Below are 22,253 nucleotides of genomic sequence, written 5' to 3'. Positions count from 1 at the left end.
TATTCTCGCGTCTATGAAAAATTCTCTGCCTCTATGCATGATCGCCGCCCTCGCGGAAAACCGCGTCATTGGCCGCGATAACCAACTGCCCTGGCATTTGCCGGCGGATCTCAAGCACTTCAAGGCGCTGACCCTCGGCAAGCCGATCATCATGGGTCGCAAGACCTGGGATTCACTCGGCCGGCCCTTGCCCGGTCGGCTTAATCTGGTGGTCAGCCGTCAGCCCGGCTTGCAGCTGGAAGGTGCAGAAGTGTTCGCCAGCCTCGACGCCGCGCTTGAGCGAGCCGAAGCCTGGGCGCGCGAAGAGGATGCCGAGGAACTGATGCTGATCGGTGGTGCGCAGTTGTACGAACTGGGCCTGGCCCAGGCCGAACGCCTGTACCTGACTCGCGTCGGCATAAGCCCTCAGGGCGATGCCTACTTCCCTGACGTGGATGAGGCTGGCTGGCACCTGTCTTCCGCCATCGAACACCCGGAAGGCCTGGAAACACCGGGCTATGTGTTTGAAGTGTGGGATCGCAAATAGCCCGTTCGGGCTGATTTTTTCAGTGCTGCATTGATCTCCGCCAGGATGGCCGCTGGTCGTGCGTGTCACGCTGCGCATCGTCGTTGTGTCGCGTTAATCCATGCCAGGCGCTGCCTTGCTGGCCGCTACGCTGTCTCTTGTCGTTTGCCCTCTACAGGTTGTTCTCCATGCATGACGCTGATGCCGATCACGCCGAGCCGGATCGTATTGCCGCGCTGTTTATTCGCCACCCGCTCTGGGAAGATGGCCTGGCGCTGCTCCTGGGTACCGCCATGGTGGCGCTGGGCATCACCTTGTACAGCCAGGCCGGGTTGCTCACAGGTGGCACCGTGGGTTTGGCCTTTCTGATGAAGTACCTGTTCGGCTGGCCCTTCGGCCTGATGTTTTTTCTGATCAACCTGCCGTTCTACGCCCTGGCCATCTGGCGCATGGGCTGGCCGTTCACCCAGCGCACCTTCTGTGCGGTGGGGATGGTCTCGCTGTTGGCCGAATTAACCCCGCACTGGATTGGCTTCACCCACCTGAATGTGGTGTATGCCGCGCTTTTCGGCGGTTTCGCCATGGGCCTGGGGCTGCTGATGCTGTTCCGTCACCGCGCCAGCCTCGGTGGGGTGAATATCCTCGCGCTGTACCTGCAGGAGCGTTTCGGTCTGCGTGCCGGTAAGGTGCAGATGGCCATCGATGTGCTGATCGTGCTGGGCGCAGTCATGGTTGTGCCGCTGGACAAGGTGGCGCTGTCGATACTCGGCGCGCTGGCGTTGAATATGGTGCTGGCGATCAACCACCGCGCCGGGCGCTACATGGGCGTCAGCTGAAAACAAAAAGCCCGGCACTAGGCCGGGCTTGTGTCTGCTGCGTGTTGGTTTACGGCACCAGTTTGTCCAGCAGGGCCTTGTCACGCACTGCGCCCTTGTCGGCGCTGGTGGCGAGCAGGGCGTAGGCCTTGAGTGCTGTGGTGACTTTGCGCGGGCGCACTTCCACCGGCTTCCAGCCTTTCTTGTCCTGTTCCACGCGGCGTGCGGCCAACTCTTCATCGCTGATCAGCAGGTTGATGCTGCGCTCGTGGATGTTGATCAGGATCTTGTCGCCTTCGCGCACCAGGCCGATGGCACCACCCGCTGCGGCTTCCGGCGAAGCGTGGCCGATGGACAGGCCCGAGGTACCACCGGAGAAGCGGCCGTCAGTGAGCAGGGCGCAGGCTTTGCCCAGGCCTTTGGATTTCAGGTACGAGGTTGGGTAAAGCATTTCCTGCATACCCGGGCCGCCTTTCGGGCCTTCGTAGCGGATGATGACGATGTCACCAGCCTGCACTTCGTCGGCGAGGATGCCGCGCACGGCGCTGTCCTGGCTCTCGAAGATTTTCGCGGAGCCTTCGAAGACGTGGATGGACTCATCCACACCAGCGGTTTTCACCACGCAGCCGTCGACAGCGATGTTGCCATAGAGCACGGCCAGGCCGCCTTCTTGCGAGTACGCATGCTCGACGCTGCGGATGCAGCCGTTTTCACGGTCATCATCCACGGTGTCCCAGCGGGTGCTCTGGCTAAACGCGGTCTGGGTCGGGATGCCGGCCGGGCCTGCACGGAAGAAGGTATGCACGGCTTCATCGTCGGTCTGGGTGATGTCCCATTTGGCGATGGCTTCGGCCATGGACTTGCTGTGTACGGTCGGCAGGTCGGTGTGCAGCAGGCCGCCACGGGCCAGCGAGCCGAGGATGCTGAAGATGCCGCCGGCGCGGTGCACGTCTTCCATGTGGTACTTCTGGATGTTCGGCGCGACTTTGCACAGCTGCGGCACTTTGCGCGACAGGCGGTCGATATCACGCAGGTCGAAATCGACTTCGCCTTCCTGCGCGGCGGCCAGCAGGTGCAGGATGGTGTTGGTTGAACCACCCATGGCGATGTCGAGGGTCATGGCGTTCTCGAACGCCTTGAAGTTGGCGATGTTGCGCGGCAGCACCGAGGCGTCGCCTTCACCGTAGTAGCGTTTGCACAACTCGACGGCGGTGCGCCCAGCTTGCAGGAACAGCTGCTCGCGGTCGCTGTGGGTGGCCAGGGTCGAACCGTTGCCCGGCAGGGCCAGGCCCAGGGCTTCCATCAGGCAGTTCATCGAGTTGGCGGTAAACATGCCGGAGCAGCTGCCGCAGGTCGGGCAGGCGCTGCGCTCGTATTCGGCGACTTTTTCGTCACTGGCCGTGTCGTCTGCGGCGATCACCATGGCGTCGACCAGGTCCAGACCGTGGCTGGCCAGCTTGGTTTTGCCCGCTTCCATCGGCCCGCCGGACACGAAGATCACCGGGATGTTCAGGCGCAGCGATGCCAGCAGCATGCCGGGGGTGATCTTGTCGCAGTTACTGATGCAGACGATGGCGTCGGCGCAGTGGGCGTTGACCATGTACTCCACGGAGTCGGCGATGATCTCGCGGCTCGGCAGCGAATAGAGCATGCCGTCGTGACCCATGGCGATGCCGTCGTCGACCGCGATGGTGTTGAATTCTTTAGCCACGCCGCCGTGCTTTTCGATCTCGCGGGCGACCAACTGGCCCATGTCCTTCAGGTGCACGTGGCCGGGCACGAACTGGGTGAAGGAGTTGGCAATGGCAATGATCGGCTTCTTGAAGTCTTCGTCCTTCATCCCGGTGGCGCGCCACAGGGCACGGGCGCCGGCCATGTTGCGGCCGTGGGTAGATGTTTTCGAGCGGTAATCAGGCATGGCGGTTTCCTGCGACTAATTCGGGGTATGTGTGCGGTGAGCGTCGTTGGGCGGCAGGTCGCCGCAGGGTTGTGGGGCTGCATGACGAAACGGGATCACCGTTCGGGCAGCCGGAGCTCACGGGTCCGCCGGGGGGTGCCAGGCGATGAATCGCTTGATTCTACGCCCGGCAGGGTATGTGGGGAAAGGCTGCTGGTTAGGGGCGGTCGCTGCGCAGGATGTAGGCGGGGATTTGCTCCAGCGCAATCTCGCGGTTGACCGCGCCGAGCTTCATCGCTTCTCTGGGCATGCCATAGACCACGCAACTGGCCTCGTCCTGGCCGAGGGTGAGGGCGCCGGCGTCGTGCATTTCGCGCAGGCCACGGGCGCCGTCGTCGCCCATGCCGGTCATGATGATGCCGGTGGCATTGGCCCCGGCGGCGCGGGCGGTGGAGCGAAACAGCACGTCGACCGAGGGTTTATGACGGGACACGGGTGGGCCGTCGACCACTTCGACCAGGTATTGCGCACCACTGCGCTTGAGCAGCATATGGCGTCCGCCGGGGGCGATCAGGGCGCGCCCGGGTATAACGCGGTCGCCATTGCGGGCTTCTATTACTTCGATCTGGCAGAGGCCGTTGAGGCGCTCGGCGAACGCTGCGGTGAAGCGTTCGGGCATGTGCTGGACAATGACGATACCCGGGCAGACGCGTGGCAACGCGGTGAGCACGTATTCCAGGGCCTGTGTGCCACCGGTGGAGGTGCCAAGGGCGATGATGCGCTCGGTGGTGCGGGTCATGGCGTTGCCACTGCCGGGGGCAAGTATGGCGTCGGCGTTGAGTTTCGGGGTTGGCTGTACGGGCGGTGATGCGGGCGTGAGGCGCTTGAGCCGCGCCTGGGAGGCGGCACGAATGGCGCTGACCAGCTCCTCGGTGGCCTCCAGCAGGAACTGGCGCAGGCCACCTTGTGGCTTGGTGACGATGGCCACCGCGCCTGCTGCCATGGCTTCCATGGTGGTGGCTGCACCTTTCTCGGTGAGGGTCGAGCAGATCACCACAGGCGTCGGGTGTTCGGCCATCAGCTTCTTGAGGAAGGTGATGCCGTCCATGCGCGGCATTTCCACGTCCAGGACAATCACGTCAGGCCAGTTACGTTGCATCTTGTCCAGGGCGAACAGGGGGTCGGCAGCCGTGCCGATCACTTCGATACCCGCGTGTTCGGACAGGCTCCCGCTCAACACTTGGCGGACGACAGCGGAGTCGTCGACGATCATCACCTTGATGTTCTTCATGATGGTTGCGCCTCATAGCGGCGTGTAGCGATCTGTTGTTGAGAGGGGCAGCGCAGTGCGACGTGGCCGCTCCGTATGTCGAAAATCAGGTTGCGGTAGCCCCGCCCGCCGGCATGCCGAGCGTGGCAACGCAGGCCGTGAGCGGCGAGCAGTTCCAGGCCTGCGCTGACGTTTGTTTCGCCGATGTTGCGCGGCGTCAGGGCGCCAAACATATTGCCGCCGCCGAACAGACTGATGCGGTAGTCCTCGATATGGGTGCCACTGGCATTAACCTCCTTGAGCAGCAGGTGCAGCGCTTCGTCGGCATAGCGGCCATCAAGTTGCTCACCCTGGCGGTTGCGGCTGGGGAGTATGTAATGGCACATGCCACCGAGCCGTTCGTGGGGGTGCCACAGCACCAGTGACACGCACGAGCCCAATAACGTGCGGATGCGCGTGTGGCGGTCACCGAAATAGAGATCCCCTGGTTGCAGGAATATCTCGATAACGCCCTCGGGCTTATGCATGAGGCTTGCGGTAAATGGAGGGGCGCAGGGCCTGCAGCTCGTCGCTGAAGCCGTTAAGGCTTTCCGAGTGACTGACGAAGAAGTAACCCCCCGGCCGCAGCCGTGCACTCAGGCGTTGGACCACCTGGCGTTTAGTGGGTTGGTCGAAATAGATCATCACGTTGCGCAGGAAGATCACGTCGAACAGGCCGACATCAGGCAAGGCATTGTTGAGGTTGATCTGGCGAAAGCTGATCCGCTGCTTGAGGGCCGGCTCCAGGGTGAACAGACCTGTATGCTGGCCGGTGCCTTGCAGGCAGTGGCGATGCAGCAGATCGCGCGGAATGCCACTGGCATCCTCCAGGGGATAGATGCCGGCGCGCGCCTTGTCGAGGATGCGTGTGCTGATATCCGAGGCGAGTATCTCCCATGGCCGCGGGCCCAGGCAGTCGGCCAGGAGCAAGGCGAGGGTGTAGGGTTCCTCGCCACTGGAGCACGCCGCGCTCCAGACGCGCAGCGGTTGGCTTGTGCTGCGCAGTTCGTTTTGCAGGCGCTCGCGGAGAAAGTCGAAATGCTTGGGCTCGCGGAAGAAGTAGGTTTCGTTGGTGGTCAGCAGGTCGACTGCGGTCTGCAACTCGGCCTGGTCCTTGAGCAGCAACTGGAAATAATCGCCGAAACTGTTCAGCTCGTAGTGGCGCAGGCGCTTGCTCAGGCGACCGGCGATCAGCTGGCGTTTGGCCTCACCCATGGCGATGCCGGCGATCTCGTAGATCATGTCGCGAAACTGCTGGAATTCGCGGTTGCTCAGGTTGGTGACACTCATTGCAGGCTCCAGGGCTCAGGCCGATTCGGGCAGTTCGCGACCGGCCAGTAACTGCAGGTCATCGAGCGACAGCACGCGGCCAATGTCGAGCAGCACCACCAGGCGTGTATCGAGCTTGCCCATGCCGATGAGGAAGTCGGTGGGGATTTGGCTGCCGAAGCTGGGCGGCGGTTCGATGTCCTGTTCAGGAATCTCCAGCACGGCATTCACCGCCTCGACGACGATGCCGATGACCTGGTCGATGCCGCTGCGCTGGACTTCCAGGATGACGATGCAGGAGCGCCGGCTGACCTGGGTGGCCCCCTGACCGAAGCGCTGACGCAGATCCAAGATCGGCACTACACCGCCGCGCAGGTTGATCACGCCGAGGATGCTCGGTGGCATCAGCGGTACCGGCGTGAGGTGCCCATATTCGATGATCTCGCGGACATTCAGCGTGCCGACAGCAAAGAGCGCCTCGCCAAGGGTGAAGGTCAGGTATTGCTGGCGGGTGTCCGTGGCGGTCGCTGGGTTGAAGCTGGACATGCGTCGCTCCTGGGGCACCTTTGGGTGCCCGCTGCCAATAGGGTGTCAGTGTTGGAAGCGGATGAAACCGCCAGGCGCAGACTCCAGGGCGAACGAGGTATTGCTGACCTCGCTCTCGTCACGCGTGCGCCTGACCGCCTCACTGCGCTCAGCACGTTTGCTGCCACCGCTGCTGTGGATTTTGAAAAAGTCCATCAACTGCTGCAGCTGTTCGGCCTGGCCACTCATCTCTTCGGCGGTGGCGGCCAGTTCCTCGGACGCGGAGGCCGATTGCTGGGTGATCTCGCTGAGTTGGTTCATGGCCGTGTTGATCTGCCCGACACCGGCGCTCTGCTCCTCGGAAGCGGCGGAGATTTCCTGCACCAAATCGGAGGTTTTGGCGATCGACGGCACCATCTGATCGAGCAGGCTGCCGGCGCGCTCGGCCAGCGAGACGCTGTTCTTGGCCACTTCGCTGATTTCCTGAGCCGCTACCTGGCTGCGCTCGGCCAGCTTGCGCACTTCCGCCGCCACCACGGCGAAGCCTTTGCCGTGCTCGCCGGCGCGGGCCGCTTCGATGGCCGCATTGAGTGCCAGCAGGTTGGTCTGGTAGGCGATGTCGTCGACGATGCCGATCTTGTCGGCGATGGTCTTCATCGCCGCCACGGTGTCCTTCACCGCCTGACCGCCCTCGTCAGCCTCGCGCGCTGCCTTGCTGGCCATGCCATCAGTGACCTTGGCGTTTTCGGTGTTTTGCGCGATGGAGGCGGACATCTGCTCCATCGACGCACTGGTTTCTTCGACCGAAGCGGCTTGTTCCGATGCGCCCTGGCTCATGCTTTGGGCCGTAGAGGAAATCTGCTCGGAGGCGCTGGACAGTGAATCGGCGTTGCTGCGCACCTCGCCGATGATCTGTGCGAGCTTGTCCACCATGCCTTTGATCGCCGCCAGCATGCTGGTGGTGTCACCGGCCTTGGTCTCCACATTGACGGTCAAGTCACCCGCGGCAATGCGGCTCACCATGTCGGCGGCATAGAGCGGTTCACCGCCGAGCTGGCTCAGCAGGTTGCGGGTGATCAGCGTGCCGATCAGGCTGATGACCAGTAGGGTGACCAGCGACACGGCAATGGAGATCAGCGTGGCTTGCTCAAGTGTGCTCTGCGCCGACTGACTGCCCTTGTTGGCGGCATCGATGTTGTAGTCCAGGTGTCTCTGAATGGCTTCAAGCAGCGGATCGATGGCCCCCTGCTGCAAGGCGATGAGGGCGTTGCGAGCGGCCTCGTTCTCGTTCTTGCGTGAAAACTCCAGGACTGCGTCAGCACCCTGCAGGAAGGTGACGATGGCTGTGCGGTCGGCCTCGAGCAACTGCTTGTCCTGTTCGTCGGACAACACCTTGGTGTAGTCCTCAATCGATTGCTGGATTTCGTTGCGATTGCTGGTGATCCTTGGCTCGAGTTCCGCCATGTCGGCGGCATCGGTCGTCAGGATGTGCTGGTAGACCAGTTGGATCTGGACGTTCACCGCGCCGCCCATTTTCTCCAGGGCAACGAGGCTGGGGATTGAATTGATGTTGCCGTGGTTGGCAGCGTTGAACACCTGGTTGATCTGCTGATAGCCCACGCCGGACAGCACAAGGATGCCAAGCACGGCGGAGAGAACCAGAAGAATCATCTTTTTGCTGATGGTCATTTGCTTGCTCCTGCGCGCACGCGCGCATCGGATGAAAAATGGGGGACTTCGCTGAGTTGGCCTGCCATGGCGGCGATCTGGGTGACGGACAGCACCTGCTCCATGCACAGCAGGGTGAGGAAGTGCTCGCCGATACGGGCCATGTCCTCGATAAACTCGCCGCGAATGCGGCTGCCGAACGCCGGCGCCTTACGAATGGCGCTGGGTTCGATTTCCACGACGGCGTTGACGGCGTCGACCAGGGCGCCCATCAAGTGGGTTTCCTCGTCTTCGTGAATCTCCATGATGACGATGCAGGTGCGTACGCCGAGGCGTGTGTGGCCGTGGCCAAAACGCTCTGCCAGATCGATGATCGGTACGATCACACCGCGCAGGTTGATCACGCCGCGCACCACGCTGGGCATCATCGGTACCAGCGTGATCTGGTCGAGTTCGAGAATTTCACGCACCTGACCGGTGGCGACGCCATACAGATCCTGGTCGACCCGGAATGTCAGGTACTGGCGCTGCGGCTCTGTCTGGCCGTGCAGTTCAAGATGGCTCTGCATGGTTCAGCTCCCGACGCGGGTGAATCCGCGCCCACGGCCAGCAACGTTTGCCCGATTGACACACAGTTCACGGGGTTGAAGTGCCTCAGCGCATGGCCGACCCAGGCATCCGTAAATGCCACCGGCAATGGCTGCCAGGCGGGACGCCAAGCCAAGCAGCGCGATGCTGCGAAGGGCGCGGTTCATTGCGCGGTACTCCTCAGTGCATTGGATTGGCCAGCGATGCGCGTATTGGCGTGCTGCGTGACCTGCGTCAGCAGGCCCGGGATGTCGAGGATCAGGGCCACGGCGCCGCTGCCGAGAATGGTGAAGCCGCTCAGTGCGGGCACCTGGCAGAACACTTTGCCCAGGGGTTTGATCACCGTCTGGAACTCGCCGAGCAACTGGTCAACCACCAGCCCGGCACGGATGCCGGCATAGCGCACCACCACCACGTTTTCGCGGCGCGGCGGCTGGCTCTGGTCATCGAACAACTGGCGCAGGCGAATGAAGGGCAATACCTCGCCACGCAAGTCGAGGTGCTGCTGCCCGGCGATCTCGGCACTGGGCAGTTCGATGCATTCCTCGACCATGTCCAGCGGCACCACATAGCTGGACTGGCCGACGCCGATGAGGAAGCCGTCAATGATGGCCAGGGTCAGGGGCAGGCGGATGCGCACGCAGGTGCCCTGGCCCAGCACGCTGTCGAGTTCGACGGTGCCGCGCAGGGCGGTGATGTTGCGCTTGACCACGTCCATGCCGACGCCACGGCCAGAGAGGTTGCTGATCTGTTCGGCGGTGGAGAAGCCGGGCTCGAAGATCAGGTTGAGCAGGTCTTTGTCGCTGAGCTGCTGGCCCTCGCTGACCAGGCCGCGCTGGGTCGCTTTGGCGAGAATCTTTTGCGGGTTGAGACCGCCGCCGTCATCGGACACTTCGATGACGATGCCGCCCGCCTCGTGGTAAGCGTTCAGGCGCACGACGCCCTGCAAGGGCTTGCCGGCGCTGTGCCGTGCTTCGGCCGGTTCGATGCCGTGATCCATGGCGTTGCGCACCAGGTGGGTGAGCGGATCGCCAATTTTTTCCACCACGGTTTTGTCCAGCTCGGTATCGCCGCCGCTGATCTGCAGGACGATGTCTTTGCCTATCTCGCGGGAGACATCACGCACCACGCGCTGGAAGCGGTTGAAGGTGGCGCCGATCTGCACCATGCGCAGGGTCAGGGCGCTGTCGCGCACTTCTTCGACCAGGCGCGAGAGGGTCTCGGCGGACTCGCACATATCAGCCAGATTGCTGCGCTGGGCCAGCATGCGGGTGTTGGCGCCCGCGATGATCAGTTCGCCGACCAGGTTGATCAGTTGGTCGAGCTTGTCGGCGTCGACGCGGATCAGGTTGGCGTCCTTGCTGGTGCGGTTGTTGTCCTTGGCGGCGCGTTCTGGGGTGTCGGCGGCGCGGGTGGTGGCGGTTTCGTGTGCGCTGTCGTTGTGCTGCGCCGCCTGCTCGAAGGCGTCAGCGGCCAGGCTGCCACAACGCACCAGGCGCTCGACCTGGGCGCTGCCTTCGGCGGCGCGTTCTGCGATCAGCTCGCGGAAGGCGGACAAGGGCGCCTGAGGCGGCAGTATGCGAATGCTGCCTTCCTCGCGGACGAATTCAAATGCACCTTCTATGGCGCTCTGGTCAGCCTGGGATTCGAACGCCACTTCCAGGCCGAGGTAGCAGCTCTCCGGGTCAAGCGCCTCAAGGGGCGGCAGGTGGTCGAGCACCGGTTCCACATGCAGGATGCTGCCCAGGGTGCCGAGGTAGCGTAAGAACGCCAGGGGATCCATGCCGTTGCGCAGGGTGTCGACACCGAAGCGCAGTGACAGGTGCCAGTGCCCAGCTCCGGCAATCTGTACGCGGGCATCGGGCGCGGCGGCAGGTGTCGTATTGGCCGGCTGCGGTTCGAGGTAGTGGCTCAGTTCACGGGTCAACGCCGCTTCGGTTACCCGTGTGGTCTCTGGCAGGTCGCTCAGGTCATGGCCGCTGGCGAGCTGGCTGATCAGCCCGGCGAGGTGGTCGCCCACGTTGAGCATCAGCGCGATGAGGTCGCCATTGAAACGCACATCGCCGGCGCGTACCCGGTCGAGCACGCTTTCGGCGACGTGGGTGAACGCTACGATTGAGTCGAAGCCGAACAGACCCGCGGAGCCTTTGATGGTGTGCGCGGTGCGGAAGATCGCATTGATCCGCTCAGCGTCATCGGGCGCGTGCTCAATCTGCAGCAAGGCGTCTTCCATCTGCTGCAGCAACTCTTGGCTTTCGGCGATGAAGGTGCCGATCACGCTGTCGAGGTTCATGCGCAGGCCTCCTCTATGGGCAGTTGCCCGGCCAGGCCGCTCAGGTGCAGCAGCTCGACAATGGGTGCGCTGGCACCGATAAAGCGCAGGCTGATGTCCATCCGCTGCGCGTGCGCCTGGGTCGCCAGCAGCAGCTGCAGCCCGGCGCAGTCAAATTCTTCAACCTGGCTCAGGTCGATCTGCAGAGCAATTGCACCCTGCAGGGCAGTGGTCAGTTGCGGCTTGGTGTCGGCGGCGGTGTAGATGCTCAGGGCGCCGTCGAGTGCCAGGTGACGGGTGTCGTCGGCGAGCGAAGTAGCAGGCATGGCGTCGCTCCTGGCCTAAGGCAGAATCAGTTTGGAGACGGCCGTCAGCATTTGTGCCGGCTGGAAGGGTTTGACGACCCAGGCCTTGGCGCCAGCGGCTTGGCCTTCGCCTTTTTTGCCGTCGCCCGCTTCAGTGGTCAGCATGATCACGGGGGTGAATTTGTAGTTGGGCAGTTGCTTGACGTTTTTCAGGAAGGTGATGCCGTCCATGTTCGGCATGTTCACGTCGCTGATGATCAGGTGAACCTTGCGCCCGTCGAGCTTGGTCAGCGCGTCTTTGCCGTCGACACCTTCGATGACGTCGTACCCGGCACCTTTTAGGGTCATGCCGACGACCTGGCGGATGGAGGCGGAGTCGTCGACGATGAGAATGGTCTTGGCCATGGTTTTTCCTCAGAAAAAAGTGATGTCGGCAGCGCTGCTGGCGGCGGGGGTGCTACGGCCATGGTGGATGGCGTGCTGTTCGGGGGTGGTGTAGGTGTGGGACAGGTCATCCAGCCAGTCGCGCGCGTCGATGTGCTGAGTGGTCTCGCCCAAGCGCAGGCCCAGCTTCTCGATGTCATCACGCATGTGACCAAGCATCTGGCTGACCCGGTCCTGGAATTGCAGCGCCACCAGGACTTCAGAAATCTCGTCACCCACCGCCTGGTTCTGGGTGTGCAGCGCGTTGCCATGCGCAACCAGCCGGGTGACCCCGTTGCGGAAGTCTTCAATGACCTGGCGGATCACCTCACTGGCGTTGCCCAGGGTGTTGGCATCGCGGCTGGCGTGCTCGTTGGAGACGTGCAGGGTGCGTTCAATGGCGGAGCTGACGGTTTCGATGGTTTCGCCGATGCGCCGCCCGGTTTCTTCCGACAGCGTGGAGAGCTTGCGCACTTCGTCGGCGACCACGGCAAAACCGCGCCCAGCTTCGCCGGCCCGCGCGGCTTCGATGGCGGCGTTCAGTGCGAGCAGGTTGGTTTGCTTGGCGACGTCGCCGACGTCCTTGGCCATGGCCCTGAGCTGAGCGGTGTGGCTGTTGAGGCTGATTACCTCGGCGAGCAGTGTTTCTTTGCTGGTGAGCGCCTGGCGCAGCTGGCTGACGATGTCCTCCAGCTCGCGCTCACTGCTGGCCAGCAAGTTGAGCAGAGTGTCGTTGTCGTGTTGCGCGCCGGTGCCCACTGCCGCGCTGATGCGCTGCGCCAGGTGGGTGAAACGCTCGCTGAGGGCGTCGATGGCTGTCTGGGTGTGCTGACGGGCGGCGTCGATCTGCTGCGACCAGATCGGGGTAATGGTGCGGCAGAGTTCGGGGAGGCCTGCGACGTGGCGTGCGGCCTCTTCGGCCTGGCCGTGCTCGACGCCCTGCTGCTGCGCCTGCAGCAGTGCGGTGGCCTGGATGCCGGCGGCGTGGCGCTGACACAGGTAAACCAGTGCACCCGGCAGCAGTGCGCTGGTCAGCCAATACGTGGAGGGCACCTGTGCGGCGAGCCCGAGCAACACGAAGCAGCTGAGGCTCGAGAGGGCCGTTGGAAGCCAAAGGGCTGAAGAGGTCGGATTGGTCACGTGCGCGCTCCATTGGACACCAGGGCCGCGCATGCCGGGCTGCGGGGCTGGTGTCAGAATGGAGTCAGGCGGCGGGTTGAACTATCGGAGGATTCCGATGATGGCGTCGGGACATCCTGCTTTTTTGTAGGGTTTTCCCTACTCGGTCAGGCCCTGGGCCATGGCGTACTTGATGATTTCGGCGTTGCAGCTGAAGCCCATTTTTTCCATCAGTCGGGCCTTGTGGGTGCTGACGGTCTTGTTGCTGATCACCAGGTGTTCGGCGATCTGGTTGACGCTCAGGCCTTGGGCGAGCATACGCAGGATCTGGTATTCGCGGTCCGAGAGGTCCTTGAGGGTGCTCTCGCCGGTTGCAGTGCCGGCAAAGGCGAGTTGTTCGGCGATGCGTGGGTCCAGGTAGCGTCCCCCGGCCGCCGTGCGGTGGATCACCGCGAGCAGGGTTTCCGGGTTGTGATCCTTGGTCAGGTAGCCAGCCGCACCGGCCTTGAGTGCGCGCTGGGCGATCTGCGGTTCGTTGTGCATGCTCAGCACCAGAATAGGCAGCTTGGCGTGATGGGTACGTATGCGGGCGATCAGGTCTTCGCCGCTCAGGCCAGGCATGCTCATGTCCAGCAGCAGCAGGTCGACCGCTGTGTCGCGCAGCCGCTCGAGCACCTGGCTGCCGTTCTCCGCCTCCGCAACGACCTGCAGGTGTCGATCGAATTCGATCAGTTGTTTGAGCCCGCCCCGCATGATTGCGTGGTCGTCAGCGATGAGAATACGGATCACGGTGCCTCCTCGGGCGGCGTAGCGGGAAAGGTGGCTTGCACGGTGGTGCCCTGTCCCGGGTGGCTGAAAATCACGACCTCGCCGCCCAGGCTGATCCCCCGTTCGCGCATGCCCGCCAGGCCTAATGAGCGTTTATTGACCCGGTCGGTGTCGAACCCGCGCCCGTTATCGGTGATGTCCAGCCGATAGACGTCATCGAGTTGCTCAAGGCTGATCTGGGCGCGGCTGGCGCCGGAATGCCGGGCAATGTTGTTGAGGGCTTCCTGGACCACGCGGAAGGCTTTCGTCGCTTGTTCGTCGCTAAGCCGCGGCTCGCCGGTATGGGTGGTGAAATCGCAATGGATTTGGCTGTGCTGGCGGAACTCGCCAATCAGCCACTCCAGCGCCGGGTACAACCCCATGTTAAGCGCGGCGGGGCGCAGGCTGGTGGCGATGGAGCGGACCACCTGGATGGTGCGATCGCACAGGCCCATCAGGTGCAAGACTTTATCGTTCAGGCCAGGAGCCTGCTCGCCGAACTGCAAGCGCAGCATTGAGATGCCCATGCGCAGGGCGGTGAGATGCTGGCCCAGCTCGTCATGGATTTCCTGGGCGATCAGTTTGCGCTCTTCCTCGCGTGCCGATTCGCGTCGGCTGGTCAGCTCACGCAATTGCTGGTTACTTTCCGAGAGGCGCCGCTCGGTCTTGCGGATGCCGGTGATGTCGCGGGCCATCGACAGCACGCTATTCACCTCGCCGTCGGAGTTGAGTTCCGGGACCAGTTGCACGAGGTAATGATGTTGCTGGTCGGGCGGGCCGTCGATGCCGTGGATCAGTTCCTGCTCGATCGAGGTGGCGCTGTTGGCCACCTCGCGCACCATGTCAGCGAGGATGTCGACCTGCGAGTTGTCGCCGAAGGCCTCCCGTGCCGGACGGCCACGGGCCTCGACCAACGGCAGCTGGCAGAGCGCTTCCAGCGCCGGGTTGGCATAGATCAAGCGAAAGTCTGGGGTGAGCCGGCCAATCGCGTCGTGGGTGTTTTCAATCAGCACACGGAACTGGCGTTCGCTCTGACGCAAGGTTGCTGCCATGCGTTGCTGGTCAGTGACATCGTGAATAAGCGCCAGGCTGTAGTCTCGTCGGTCATAGAGAAACCGGTTGAACTGGACCGAGATGTTGTGATGGCTGTTGTCCGCCGGATGGACCAGGTCCAGAGAGAGCGCGTGCCGCCTGTCGATGACATCGTGCAGCTCCTCGTCACTGTGTCGGGCGAGCGGTGCCAATGCCTGGCCAATGGCCTGGCCCAGCAAGTACGGCCTGGCTTGACCGAGCAGGCGGCTGGCGGCCTCGTTGATATAACGGATGCATAGCTGATCATCCAGTAACAGCACGCCGTCCGTGATGTAATCCAGGGCAAAGCTGAGCAGGTAGATCTGTTCGGCGCGTTCCTGGGTGGTGCGGGGCAGCTCCACGCGAATCAGGTAATGGCTGGTGGGGCTGTCGCCGGTCGACACGGGGCAGAGGCTGAGCCGGGACCACAGATAATCGTCCTCGCCGCGCTGGAGGCGTACTTCTCCGCAGGGTGTATCCGTTTGCTTACGCCTCGCCTGCTCGCGGGCATAGCGACAAACGCCGCGGTCCTGCGGGTGCAGCAGGTCTTCCAGGGTCATCCCCAGCAGCGCCTGCGACGAACACTGAAGCAGCTGCGCCAGTGCCGTATTGATGTGCTGCAGTCGTCCGTTCGAGTCGATCAGCGCCATACCCAGTGGCGCTGATTCGAAGATCTTGCTGAACAGTGCCTCGTCCTGTGTGCAATCGCTCACGCTCACCCCCTTGGCCCAAGCTTGTCCAGTATGGGTCAAGTTGTGTAAGGCTGCTGGATCAGCTGTTGGGCAGCAGACGCACCGTAAGACTCTTGATGTAACGGGTCTCGGCGATGGCTGGGTGCACCGGGTGGTCTGGGCCTTGAGCGCCGCGTTCGAGCAGCTGGATATTGCGGTCCAGATGGCGCGCGCTGGTCAGCAGGATGTTCTGCAGGTTGTCTTCTTCCAGGTGCATGGAGCAGCTGGCGCTGATCAGGATGCCGTCCTTGTTGAGCAGGCGCATCGCCTGTTCATTAAGACGGCGGTAGGCGCCTTCGCCGTTCTTCTGGTCTTTCTTGCGTTTGATAAAGGCGGGTGGGTCGGCGACGATCACGTCGAAGCGCTCTTCCGAGGCCTTGAGCTGTTTCAGCGCTTCAAACACATCGCCTTCGACGCAGGCAACCTGGTCGGTCAAACCATTCAGTGCAGCGTTGCGCTCCACGCCGTCGAGGGCGAAACCGGAGGCGTCCACGCACATCACGTCGCTAGCACCGAAGGCGGCAGCCTGCACGCCCCAGCCGCCGATATAGCTGAACAGGTCGAGTACGCGCTTGCCTTTGACGTAAGGCGCCAGGCGCGCGCGGTTCATGCGGTGGTCGTAGAACCAGCCGGTCTTCTGTCCTTCGATCACTGGCGCTTCAAACTTCACACCGTTCTCTTCCAGGGCAACCCATTCCGGCACCACTCCGAATGGGGTTTCCACATAACGCGCGAGGCCTTCGGCATCGCGGGCAGCGGAGTCGTTCTTGAGCAGGATGCCGCTGGGTTTGCACACCTGGATCAGGGCGGCGAGCACGTCGTCCTTGTGGCGTTCCATGGTGGCGGAAGCCAGTTGCACCACCAGAATGTCAAAGAAACGGTCGACCACCAGGCCCGGCAGCAGATCGGAATCGCCGTACACCAGGCGGTAGCAGGGTTTATCGAACAGCCGCTCACGCAGCGACAGGGCGACGTTCAGGCGATGCACCAGCAGGGATTTGTCCAACACGTGCTTGACGTCACGCGAGAGCAGGCGCGCGCAGATGAGGTTGTTCGGGCTCATTGCGACAATACCCAGCGGCTTACCCCCTGCGGCTTCGAGCACGGCTTGATCGCCAGCGGCAAAACCGCTCAACGGCGTGGCGGCAACGTCAATTTCGTTGCTGTACACCCACAAATGGCCGGCGCGCAGGCGTCGATCGGCGTTGGCTTTCAGGCGCAGGCTGGGCATGGACATGCTGGGAACTCCGAAAAAAGATCGGAATTATAGCGGGTTGCGCCGCCTTAGGTCGGTTACAAAAGTCGTCTGTGGAAGTGTTGTGGGTTTAGCTAGACTGTCTACTACCTCTCATACCGGTTGTGCCCGTCATGTCTCAAGAGCTCTCCGCCGAATATATCCAGCAGGTGCTGCAGGGCATCAGCGTGCCACCGCAGCCGCAGATCATGGTGGACTTGCAGATGGAGCAGGTGATGCCGAACCCGGATCTGCGGACGATCGCCAAATTGATCAGCCACGACCCGGGGCTGTCCGGTGCGCTACTGAAACTGGTGAACTCACCGTTCTTCGGCCTGACCAATCGCATTGCCTCGATCCAACAGGCGGTCAATCTGCTGGGCTGCAACACGGTGATCAACCTGATCAACGCGCAGTCGATCCGTGGTGAGTTGACGGATGAGGCCATCGTCACCCTCAACCGGTTCTGGGACACCGCTCAGGATGTGGCCATGACCTGCCTGACGCTGGCCAAGCGCATCGGTTATCACTCCCCCGATGAGGCCTACACCCTCGGCTTGTTCCACAACTGTGGCATCCCGCTGATGATCAAGCGCTTCCCCAATTACATGACCGTACTTGAAGAAGCCTACGCCAGTGCGACCGATGAGCGCCGTGTGGTGGATACCGAGAACCGCCTGCTGAACACCAACCATGCGGTAGTGGGGTACTTCACGGCGAAATCATGGAACTTGCCTCTGCACCTGTGTGAAGCGATTGCCAGTCACCATAACGCGTTGGCGATTTTTACCGAGGACTCCAGTCGTGATGCGCAGCTGAAAACCCTGTTGGCGATTCTCAAAATGGCCGAGCACATTTGCTCGAGCTATCGCGTCTTGGGTAACCAGCCCGATGACTTTGAATGGCAGAGCATCGAACAGCTGGTGCTGGAATATGTCGGGTTGTCGGAGTATGACTTCGAGAACCTGCGCGAGAGCATCCGTGACATGGGTGCAAGTTAGCCCGGGCTGCCTGACTCGTTGCTTTTACCCATTCCTGCTAAGGTGAGCGCCCGTTTTTTCGGCTCACCTGACGACCTGCCATGCCCGAACTTCCAGAAGTAGAAACCACCCGCCGTGGCATCGCCCCCTACCTTGAGGGCCAGCGCGTCAGTCGTGTCATCGTGCGCGAGCGGCGCTTGCGCTGGCCGATTCCCGAAGATTTGGATATCCAGCTGTCCGGGCAACGCATCGAGTGTGTCGAGCGGCGTGCCAAGTACCTGCTGATCAGGGCCGAGACCGGGAGTTTGATCAGCCACCTGGGCATGTCTGGCAGCCTGCGTCTGGTCGAAGTGGGCCTGCCGGCGGCCAAGCATGAGCATGTGGATATCGAACTGGAGTCCGGTTTGGCCTTGCGCTACACCGATCCGCGGCGCTTCGGTGCGCTGCTTTGGAGCAGTGATCCGCTTAGCCATGTGCTGCTCAGCAAGCTGGGACCGGAACCGTTGACCGATCTGTTTGACGGCGAGCGGCTGTTTCAACTGTCTCGTGGCCGGGCCATGGCGATCAAGCCCTTCATCATGGACAACGCCGTGGTGGTCGGGGTGGGCAATATCTACGCGAGCGAGGCGCTGTTTGCTGCCGGTATCGACCCGCGCCGCGAGGCCGGCTCAGTGTCGCGGGCGCGTTATCTGAAACTGGCGGATGAGATCAAACGCATCCTCGCTTATGCCATCGAGCGCGGTGGTACCACGCTACGGGATTTTGTCGGTGGTGATGGGCAGCCCGGTTATTTTCAGCAGGAGCTGTTTGTGTACGGGCGTGGCGGTGAGTTTTGCAAGACTTGTGGTAGCACGTTACGTGAAGTCAAGCTGGGCCAGCGCGCCAGCGTGTATTGTCCGCGCTGCCAACGCTAAGACTTTTTTGCCGGGCTAACTTTGGCCGCTGGCACCTGTGTTTGAGCTGAACAACACAACAATAAGAATGACCGAGGTAGTGATGTCCGGTAACTATTTACCCCGTAACCCTCTGGCCGAGTGGGTCGGGCGTCTGGCGCTGAAGCTGATGGGGTGGCGCATCGAAGGTGAACTGCCGAAGCTCGATAAATTTGTGGTGATCGGCGCGCACCATACGTCCAATTGGGACTTTGTGATCTTTATCGCGGTGAAGTTCGTGCTGCGTCTGAATGCCCGTTGGTTTGGCAAGCACACGATCTTTCGTTGGCCCTTTGGCGCGCTGATGCGGTTGTGGGGCGGCATTGCCATTCGCCGTGAGCGTCAGGGCAATACAGTCGAGCAGGCGGTGCGGGCCTTTAGCGAGCATCAGCAATTTATGCTGATCCTTTCACCCGAAGGGACGCGCAAAAAGGTTGAGCGCTGGAAGATGGGCTTTTACCACATCGCCCTCGGCGCTGGCGTACCGATTGTGCTCGGGGCGTTGGACTATCAAAATCGCCGCGTCTTTATTGGTCCGACTTTTGTGCCGAGCGGGGATGAAGCAGCCGATCTCGAGAAAATACTGGCGTTTTATCGGCCCTTTATTCCGAAAAAACCTGAATATGCCTTTTATGGCGATTGACGGCCGTCACGCTGACAATTACCAATGCACTGTTATAGTTAGTCTCACCGCCTCCTAATAGCTGAAGGATCGCCCCATGAAACTGTTCCGCTCAACCGCTGCTGCTCTGGCGCTGACCACTGGCCTGCTGGCGCTGCCGGCTTATGCTGACGTAGCGCAGCAGAACAGCAGTGGCGACCCTATGTATACCACTGAATATCCGCCAGCTTTTTCCATGGTTGGAGATCTACTCATTGCACGTCCGTTGTTAATTGCCGCCACTGTAATTGGGGCTGGTGTGTTTGTAGTGAGCCTGCCATTTACGGCCGCGGGCGGTAATATTGGTGAGGCAGGCAAAGCGCTGGTTGTTGAGCCTGGCGAAGCAGCATTTGTGCGCTGCCTGGGTTGTACCACCAACGGTTACAAGAAAAACTGATAACGTTCCCGGCTTCTGGGCTGCTGCAGTGTTTGCTTTGGCGGCCCTAGTAGGTTCTCTGCCCGCCTTTTAGTAACCGGTATTAGCGTGGCTCAACGGGCGTGATCACCGCCGTACCGATCCCGCGCGGATCGCTTGCCGCTGAAACTTCCCCGTCTTTTTTGTGCCAGTACAGCACCTGTTGATTGCCGTATTGCCTGCCTGTGGATTTCAATTGATGCCCGAGCGCTTCTAGTGCCGTGGTTTCTGCTGTGCTGAAGGCGTTCGGCTCATGTTCGATCAGGTCTGGGCGGAACTGGTGGTGGAAGCGCACAGCTGCCGGCCACTGTTCAATCGGCTGATGATCCAGGTACTCCAGCATGGCTAACAAAACCATGCTGGGAATTCGGCTGCCGCCTGGCGTGCCGAAGCTGGCGAAATCCTCGGTACTTTCGATAAAACTTGGGCTCATGCTCGATAACGGCCGTTTGCCGGCGGCGATGCTGTTGGCCTGGCTACCGCGCAGGCCGTAGGCATTGCTGCCTTGGACGTCGGCGGCAAAGTCATCCATCTCGTTGTTCAACAATACGCCGGTTCCGGGCGCGGTGAAGGCTGCGCCAAAAGGCAGGTTGACCGACAGGGTGGCGGCCACGGCATTGCCTTCGGTGTCGAGCACCGAGAAGTGGGTGGTGTGGTCGCCTTCATGCCAGGTGTTGCTGGGCGATAGGTTGTCACTTGGGGTAGCGCGTTGCGGGTCGATGCTGCTGACTAGCTGCTTTAGATAAGCAGGTGCCAGCAGGTGCTGCGTCGGGTTATGAACAAAGTCCGGATCACCCAGCAGGCCGCGATCCCGATAGGCGCGGCGCAGTACTTCGACGATCAGGTGTGTGCGTTGCACGCGGTCGGTTGTCTGCCAGGGCAGCTGCTGCAGCATCAGCAGGCTTTGTCCTAGGGCGATGCCACCGGCAGAAGGCGGAGGTGCGCTGATCAGTTCGCGGCCCTTACTCAATGAGACACGCAGGGGTTGGCGTTCAACGATGCGATAGTCGGCCAGGTCCTTGAGCGTCCAGATGCCACCCGCATCCCTTACGGCCTTGACCAGCTGCTCCGCGACCGTGCCGGCGTAGAAGCCTGGACGGCCCTGGCTGCCGAGCTGTTCGAGGGTGCGCGCCAGCTCCGGTTGGCGCAGCAGGTCGAATTCGTCAGGTATTTCGCCTTTGTCGAGGAAGATCCGCGCTGTTTCCCCGTCCTGGCGCATGGCCTCGATGCGCCAGCCCGCGCGTTCGCGATAGACCCGGTCGATGCTGACGCCGCTGCTGGCGAGTCGGATTGCCGGGGCCAGTGAATCGCGCAATGGCAGGCGGCCGAAGCGCTCGGCCAGTTCGACCAGTGCGGCCGGCAGGCCGGGGATAGCAGCAGCCAGTGCGCCATTCAGCGAAAGGTCTTTGCGGATTTCCCCGTCGACCCGGTACAGATCGGCGTGGGCGGCTTGCGGGGCGCGTTCGCGAGCATCGAGAAAGCGGTAGGTAGGCGATTCCCCGGCTTCGCGCAGCAGAAAGAAACCGCCTCCACCCAGGCCCGAGCCGTAAGGTTCAACTACCGCCAGGGCGGCGCTGATTGCCACCGCTGCGTCAAAAGCATTGCCACCCAGCGCTAAGGTTTCTTGCCCGGCCACGGTGGCGGCAGGGTGTGCGCTGGCAATGGCGATATGTTGAGGCTGAGCGGCGGCCTGCAGCTCAAAGGCACACAGTAAGGCAAGCGCACCGAGCAGAGGGCGCCAGGGGAGCAGGCCGCGGATCAGGCGGCCGGTCTTCATGCTTTACCGGTAATGATCAGGTACTTCTGCATCAACTCATCCTTGCTCTCGACGTTGTTTTCATCGAGCGGGATGCAATCGACTGGGCAGACCTGCTGGCATTGTGGTTCGTCGTAGTGGCCGACGCATTCGGTGCACAGGTTGGGGTCGATCTCGTAGATTTCCTCACCCTGGGAGATCGCCGCATTCGGGCATTCGGGTTCGCAGACGTCGCAGTTGATGCAGTCGTCGGTGATGATCAAGGACATGACAGAACAACTCCTGCTGCAGCCCGCAGGCGCAGCCTAGATGTGTGCAAAAGACTATGAGAGGAATTGTGCCGCATCAGGGCCGCGCATGCACGCGCCTTGCCCACGATCTGGAGTGCGCCACCCTAGTTGGATAACAACAGCGTTTCAGTCGTGAACAGAGGCTTCAGTGGTCAGCGCTTGAAACGTTCAGTCAGTGCGGCAGCCACGGCTGGGTGCACGAAGTTAGTGATATCACCGCCCAGCGCGGCGATTTCGCGCACCAGGGTCGAGGAGATAAATGAGTACTTCTCCGACGGCGTGAGGAACAAGCTTTCTACATTGGGGGCCAGTTGGCGGTTCATGTTGGCCAGCTGGAACTCGTATTCGAAGTCGGAGACCGCGCGCAGGCCGCGTAGGAATACATTCGCGCCCTGTTCCTTGGCGAAGTGTGCCAGAAGAGTAGAAAACCCCACGACCTCAACGTTCGGCAGGTGCTTGGTGACTTCGCGTGCCAGCTCAACGCGTTGCTCCAGGCTGAACAGTGGGTTCTTCTTCGGGCTGGCCGCGACCGCAATGATCACGCTGTCGAACAGCCGTGCGGCACGCTCGACCAGGTCGCCGTGCCCCTTGGTGATGGGGTCGAAGGTGCCTGGGTATAACACTCGATTCATCGTGACGTCCTGGCGGGTCCGTTGGGGAGTCGGATGGTAGCGCAGCGTT

General features: G+C 61.9%; 23 protein-coding genes. 6 read left to right on the top strand and 17 right to left on the bottom strand.

What is annotated here, in order from left to right; genetic code table 11:
• Window positions 1–13 precede the first annotated feature (13 nt).
• The gene (locus HCI85_RS07185) at window positions 14–526 is read left to right on the top strand and encodes a dihydrofolate reductase (protein ID WP_160085840.1); all 513 of its coding nucleotides are present in this window, start codon (window positions 14–16) and stop codon (window positions 524–526) included.
• 167 nt (window positions 527–693) lie between these two features.
• Window positions 694–1,341 carry a YitT family protein gene (locus tag HCI85_RS07180; protein ID WP_167143519.1) on the top strand — a complete coding sequence of 216 codons (648 nt, stop codon included), beginning with the start codon at window positions 694–696 and terminating at the stop codon, window positions 1,339–1,341.
• A 49-nt stretch (window positions 1,342–1,390) separates the two neighbouring features.
• On the opposite strand, the gene ilvD is transcribed toward HCI85_RS07180, so the two are convergent.
• The 14 genes from ilvD to HCI85_RS07110 all read right to left on the bottom strand — a co-directional run bounded on the left by ilvD (window position 1,391) and on the right by HCI85_RS07110 (window position 16,541).
• Window positions 1,391–3,238 (bottom strand): dihydroxy-acid dehydratase, encoded by a 1,848-nt coding sequence (ilvD, locus tag HCI85_RS07175; protein ID WP_167143516.1) that lies wholly within the window; start codon window positions 3,236–3,238, stop codon window positions 1,391–1,393.
• Between the two features lie 196 nt (window positions 3,239–3,434).
• Window positions 3,435–4,508 (bottom strand): protein-glutamate methylesterase/protein-glutamine glutaminase, encoded by a 1,074-nt coding sequence (locus tag HCI85_RS07170; protein ID WP_090250255.1) that lies wholly within the window; start codon window positions 4,506–4,508, stop codon window positions 3,435–3,437.
• Window positions 4,505–5,014: a chemotaxis protein CheD gene (locus HCI85_RS07165; protein ID WP_167143513.1), complete on the bottom strand. Its 510-nt coding sequence runs from the start codon at window positions 5,012–5,014 to the stop codon at window positions 4,505–4,507. Before HCI85_RS07165 ends, HCI85_RS07170 begins: the two co-directional genes overlap by 4 nt.
• Window positions 5,007–5,816: a CheR family methyltransferase gene (locus tag HCI85_RS07160; RefSeq protein ID WP_167143510.1), complete on the bottom strand. Its 810-nt coding sequence runs from the start codon at window positions 5,814–5,816 to the stop codon at window positions 5,007–5,009. The genes HCI85_RS07165 and HCI85_RS07160 overlap by 8 nt, the downstream gene beginning before the upstream one ends.
• A 15-nt stretch (window positions 5,817–5,831) precedes the next feature.
• Window positions 5,832–6,341, bottom strand: a complete 510-nt coding sequence (locus HCI85_RS07155) for a chemotaxis protein CheW (RefSeq protein WP_090250247.1) — start codon at window positions 6,339–6,341, stop codon at window positions 5,832–5,834.
• Between the two features lie 45 nt (window positions 6,342–6,386).
• Window positions 6,387–8,009, bottom strand: coding sequence for a methyl-accepting chemotaxis protein (locus HCI85_RS07150; RefSeq protein ID WP_167143507.1), 1,623 nt, complete (start codon window positions 8,007–8,009; stop codon window positions 6,387–6,389).
• Window positions 8,006–8,557, bottom strand: coding sequence for a chemotaxis protein CheW (locus HCI85_RS07145; protein ID WP_167143504.1), 552 nt, complete (start codon window positions 8,555–8,557; stop codon window positions 8,006–8,008). The genes HCI85_RS07150 and HCI85_RS07145 overlap by 4 nt, the downstream gene beginning before the upstream one ends.
• A 182-nt stretch (window positions 8,558–8,739) precedes the next feature.
• Complete coding sequence (locus HCI85_RS07140; RefSeq protein ID WP_167143501.1) at window positions 8,740–10,869, bottom strand: chemotaxis protein CheA; 2,130 nt, start codon at window positions 10,867–10,869, stop codon at window positions 8,740–8,742.
• Window positions 10,866–11,174, bottom strand: a complete 309-nt coding sequence (locus HCI85_RS07135) for an STAS domain-containing protein (protein ID WP_167143498.1) — start codon at window positions 11,172–11,174, stop codon at window positions 10,866–10,868. The genes HCI85_RS07140 and HCI85_RS07135 overlap by 4 nt, the downstream gene beginning before the upstream one ends.
• 15 nt (window positions 11,175–11,189) lie before the next feature.
• Window positions 11,190–11,558 carry a response regulator gene (locus HCI85_RS07130; RefSeq protein ID WP_090250236.1) on the bottom strand — a complete coding sequence of 123 codons (369 nt, stop codon included), beginning with the start codon at window positions 11,556–11,558 and terminating at the stop codon, window positions 11,190–11,192.
• A gap of 9 nt (window positions 11,559–11,567) precedes the next feature.
• Window positions 11,568–12,749 carry a methyl-accepting chemotaxis protein gene (locus tag HCI85_RS07125; RefSeq protein WP_167143495.1) on the bottom strand — a complete coding sequence of 394 codons (1,182 nt, stop codon included), beginning with the start codon at window positions 12,747–12,749 and terminating at the stop codon, window positions 11,568–11,570.
• A gap of 105 nt (window positions 12,750–12,854) precedes the next feature.
• Window positions 12,855–13,484 (bottom strand): response regulator, encoded by a 630-nt coding sequence (locus tag HCI85_RS07120; RefSeq protein WP_167143492.1) that lies wholly within the window; start codon window positions 13,482–13,484, stop codon window positions 12,855–12,857.
• Window positions 13,481–15,286 (bottom strand): PAS domain-containing sensor histidine kinase, encoded by a 1,806-nt coding sequence (locus tag HCI85_RS07115; protein WP_241693737.1) that lies wholly within the window; start codon window positions 15,284–15,286, stop codon window positions 13,481–13,483. Before HCI85_RS07115 ends, HCI85_RS07120 begins: the two co-directional genes overlap by 4 nt.
• 58 nt (window positions 15,287–15,344) lie before the next feature.
• A complete protein-coding gene (locus tag HCI85_RS07110) occupies window positions 15,345–16,541 on the bottom strand; it encodes a class I SAM-dependent rRNA methyltransferase (RefSeq protein WP_090250228.1) in 1,197 nt (398 codons plus the stop codon).
• Window positions 16,542–16,726: 185 nt separating this feature from the next.
• Here HCI85_RS07110 and HCI85_RS07105 point away from each other — a divergent pair, with 185 nt between their 5' ends.
• The 4 genes from HCI85_RS07105 to HCI85_RS07090 all read left to right on the top strand — a co-directional run bounded on the left by HCI85_RS07105 (window position 16,727) and on the right by HCI85_RS07090 (window position 19,508).
• Window positions 16,727–17,539 (top strand): HDOD domain-containing protein, encoded by an 813-nt coding sequence (locus HCI85_RS07105; RefSeq protein ID WP_167144312.1) that lies wholly within the window; start codon window positions 16,727–16,729, stop codon window positions 17,537–17,539.
• Between the two features lie 80 nt (window positions 17,540–17,619).
• Window positions 17,620–18,432 carry a bifunctional DNA-formamidopyrimidine glycosylase/DNA-(apurinic or apyrimidinic site) lyase gene (gene mutM, locus HCI85_RS07100; RefSeq protein WP_167143489.1) on the top strand — a complete coding sequence of 271 codons (813 nt, stop codon included), beginning with the start codon at window positions 17,620–17,622 and terminating at the stop codon, window positions 18,430–18,432.
• Between the two features lie 82 nt (window positions 18,433–18,514).
• The gene (locus tag HCI85_RS07095; RefSeq protein ID WP_090251322.1) at window positions 18,515–19,093 is read left to right on the top strand and encodes a lysophospholipid acyltransferase family protein; all 579 of its coding nucleotides are present in this window, start codon (window positions 18,515–18,517) and stop codon (window positions 19,091–19,093) included.
• 76 nt (window positions 19,094–19,169) lie between these two features.
• Complete coding sequence (locus HCI85_RS07090; RefSeq protein WP_167143486.1) at window positions 19,170–19,508, top strand: multidrug transporter; 339 nt, start codon at window positions 19,170–19,172, stop codon at window positions 19,506–19,508.
• An 82-nt stretch (window positions 19,509–19,590) separates the two neighbouring features.
• Here the strand turns inward: HCI85_RS07090 and ggt are convergent, their stop codons facing one another.
• The 3 genes from ggt to coaD form a co-directional block, all read right to left on the bottom strand.
• Entirely contained in the window at window positions 19,591–21,303 is a 1,713-nt protein-coding gene (gene ggt / locus HCI85_RS07085) for a gamma-glutamyltransferase (protein WP_167143483.1), read from the bottom strand.
• Window positions 21,300–21,551, bottom strand: a complete 252-nt coding sequence (locus tag HCI85_RS07080; RefSeq protein ID WP_090250215.1) for a YfhL family 4Fe-4S dicluster ferredoxin — start codon at window positions 21,549–21,551, stop codon at window positions 21,300–21,302. The genes ggt and HCI85_RS07080 overlap by 4 nt, the downstream gene beginning before the upstream one ends.
• Window positions 21,552–21,724: 173 nt before the next feature.
• The gene (gene coaD, locus HCI85_RS07075; protein WP_090250212.1) at window positions 21,725–22,204 is read right to left on the bottom strand and encodes a pantetheine-phosphate adenylyltransferase; all 480 of its coding nucleotides are present in this window, start codon (window positions 22,202–22,204) and stop codon (window positions 21,725–21,727) included.
• Window positions 22,205–22,253 lie beyond the last annotated feature (49 nt).

This window comes from Pseudomonas sp. OTU750018, assembly GCF_011636575.1.
In the GTDB taxonomy this organism is placed as follows: Bacteria; Pseudomonadota; Gammaproteobacteria; order Pseudomonadales; family Pseudomonadaceae; genus Aquipseudomonas; species Aquipseudomonas peli.
Note: the sequence above shows the minus strand (reverse complement) of the source record. Positions and strands in the feature narration are given on the sequence as shown.

Coding starts and splice junctions, on each gene's coding strand:
- HCI85_RS07170 (WP_090250255.1), bottom strand. CDS start 4,508: ATGAAGAACATCAAGGTGATGATCGTCGACGACTCCGCTGTCGTCCGC.
- HCI85_RS07165 (WP_167143513.1), bottom strand. CDS start 5,014: ATGCATAAGCCCGAGGGCGTTATCGAGATATTCCTGCAACCAGGGGAT.
- ggt (WP_167143483.1), bottom strand. CDS start 21,303: ATGAAGACCGGCCGCCTGATCCGCGGCCTGCTCCCCTGGCGCCCTCTG.
- HCI85_RS07125 (WP_167143495.1), bottom strand. CDS start 12,749: ATGCGCGGCCCTGGTGTCCAATGGAGCGCGCACGTGACCAATCCGACC.
- HCI85_RS07150 (WP_167143507.1), bottom strand. CDS start 8,009: ATGACCATCAGCAAAAAGATGATTCTTCTGGTTCTCTCCGCCGTGCTT.
- HCI85_RS07180 (WP_167143519.1), top strand. CDS start 694: ATGCATGACGCTGATGCCGATCACGCCGAGCCGGATCGTATTGCCGCG.
- HCI85_RS07145 (WP_167143504.1), bottom strand. CDS start 8,557: ATGCAGAGCCATCTTGAACTGCACGGCCAGACAGAGCCGCAGCGCCAG.
- HCI85_RS07140 (WP_167143501.1), bottom strand. CDS start 10,869: ATGAACCTCGACAGCGTGATCGGCACCTTCATCGCCGAAAGCCAAGAG.
- ilvD (WP_167143516.1), bottom strand. CDS start 3,238: ATGCCTGATTACCGCTCGAAAACATCTACCCACGGCCGCAACATGGCC.
- HCI85_RS07185 (WP_160085840.1), top strand. CDS start 14: ATGAAAAATTCTCTGCCTCTATGCATGATCGCCGCCCTCGCGGAAAAC.
- HCI85_RS07110 (WP_090250228.1), bottom strand. CDS start 16,541: ATGTCCATGCCCAGCCTGCGCCTGAAAGCCAACGCCGATCGACGCCTG.
- coaD (WP_090250212.1), bottom strand. CDS start 22,204: ATGAATCGAGTGTTATACCCAGGCACCTTCGACCCCATCACCAAGGGG.
- HCI85_RS07160 (WP_167143510.1), bottom strand. CDS start 5,816: ATGAGTGTCACCAACCTGAGCAACCGCGAATTCCAGCAGTTTCGCGAC.
- HCI85_RS07090 (WP_167143486.1), top strand. CDS start 19,170: ATGAAACTGTTCCGCTCAACCGCTGCTGCTCTGGCGCTGACCACTGGC.
- HCI85_RS07095 (WP_090251322.1), top strand. CDS start 18,515: ATGTCCGGTAACTATTTACCCCGTAACCCTCTGGCCGAGTGGGTCGGG.
- HCI85_RS07135 (WP_167143498.1), bottom strand. CDS start 11,174: ATGCCTGCTACTTCGCTCGCCGACGACACCCGTCACCTGGCACTCGAC.
- HCI85_RS07080 (WP_090250215.1), bottom strand. CDS start 21,551: ATGTCCTTGATCATCACCGACGACTGCATCAACTGCGACGTCTGCGAA.
- mutM (WP_167143489.1), top strand. CDS start 17,620: ATGCCCGAACTTCCAGAAGTAGAAACCACCCGCCGTGGCATCGCCCCC.
- HCI85_RS07130 (WP_090250236.1), bottom strand. CDS start 11,558: ATGGCCAAGACCATTCTCATCGTCGACGACTCCGCCTCCATCCGCCAG.
- HCI85_RS07155 (WP_090250247.1), bottom strand. CDS start 6,341: ATGTCCAGCTTCAACCCAGCGACCGCCACGGACACCCGCCAGCAATAC.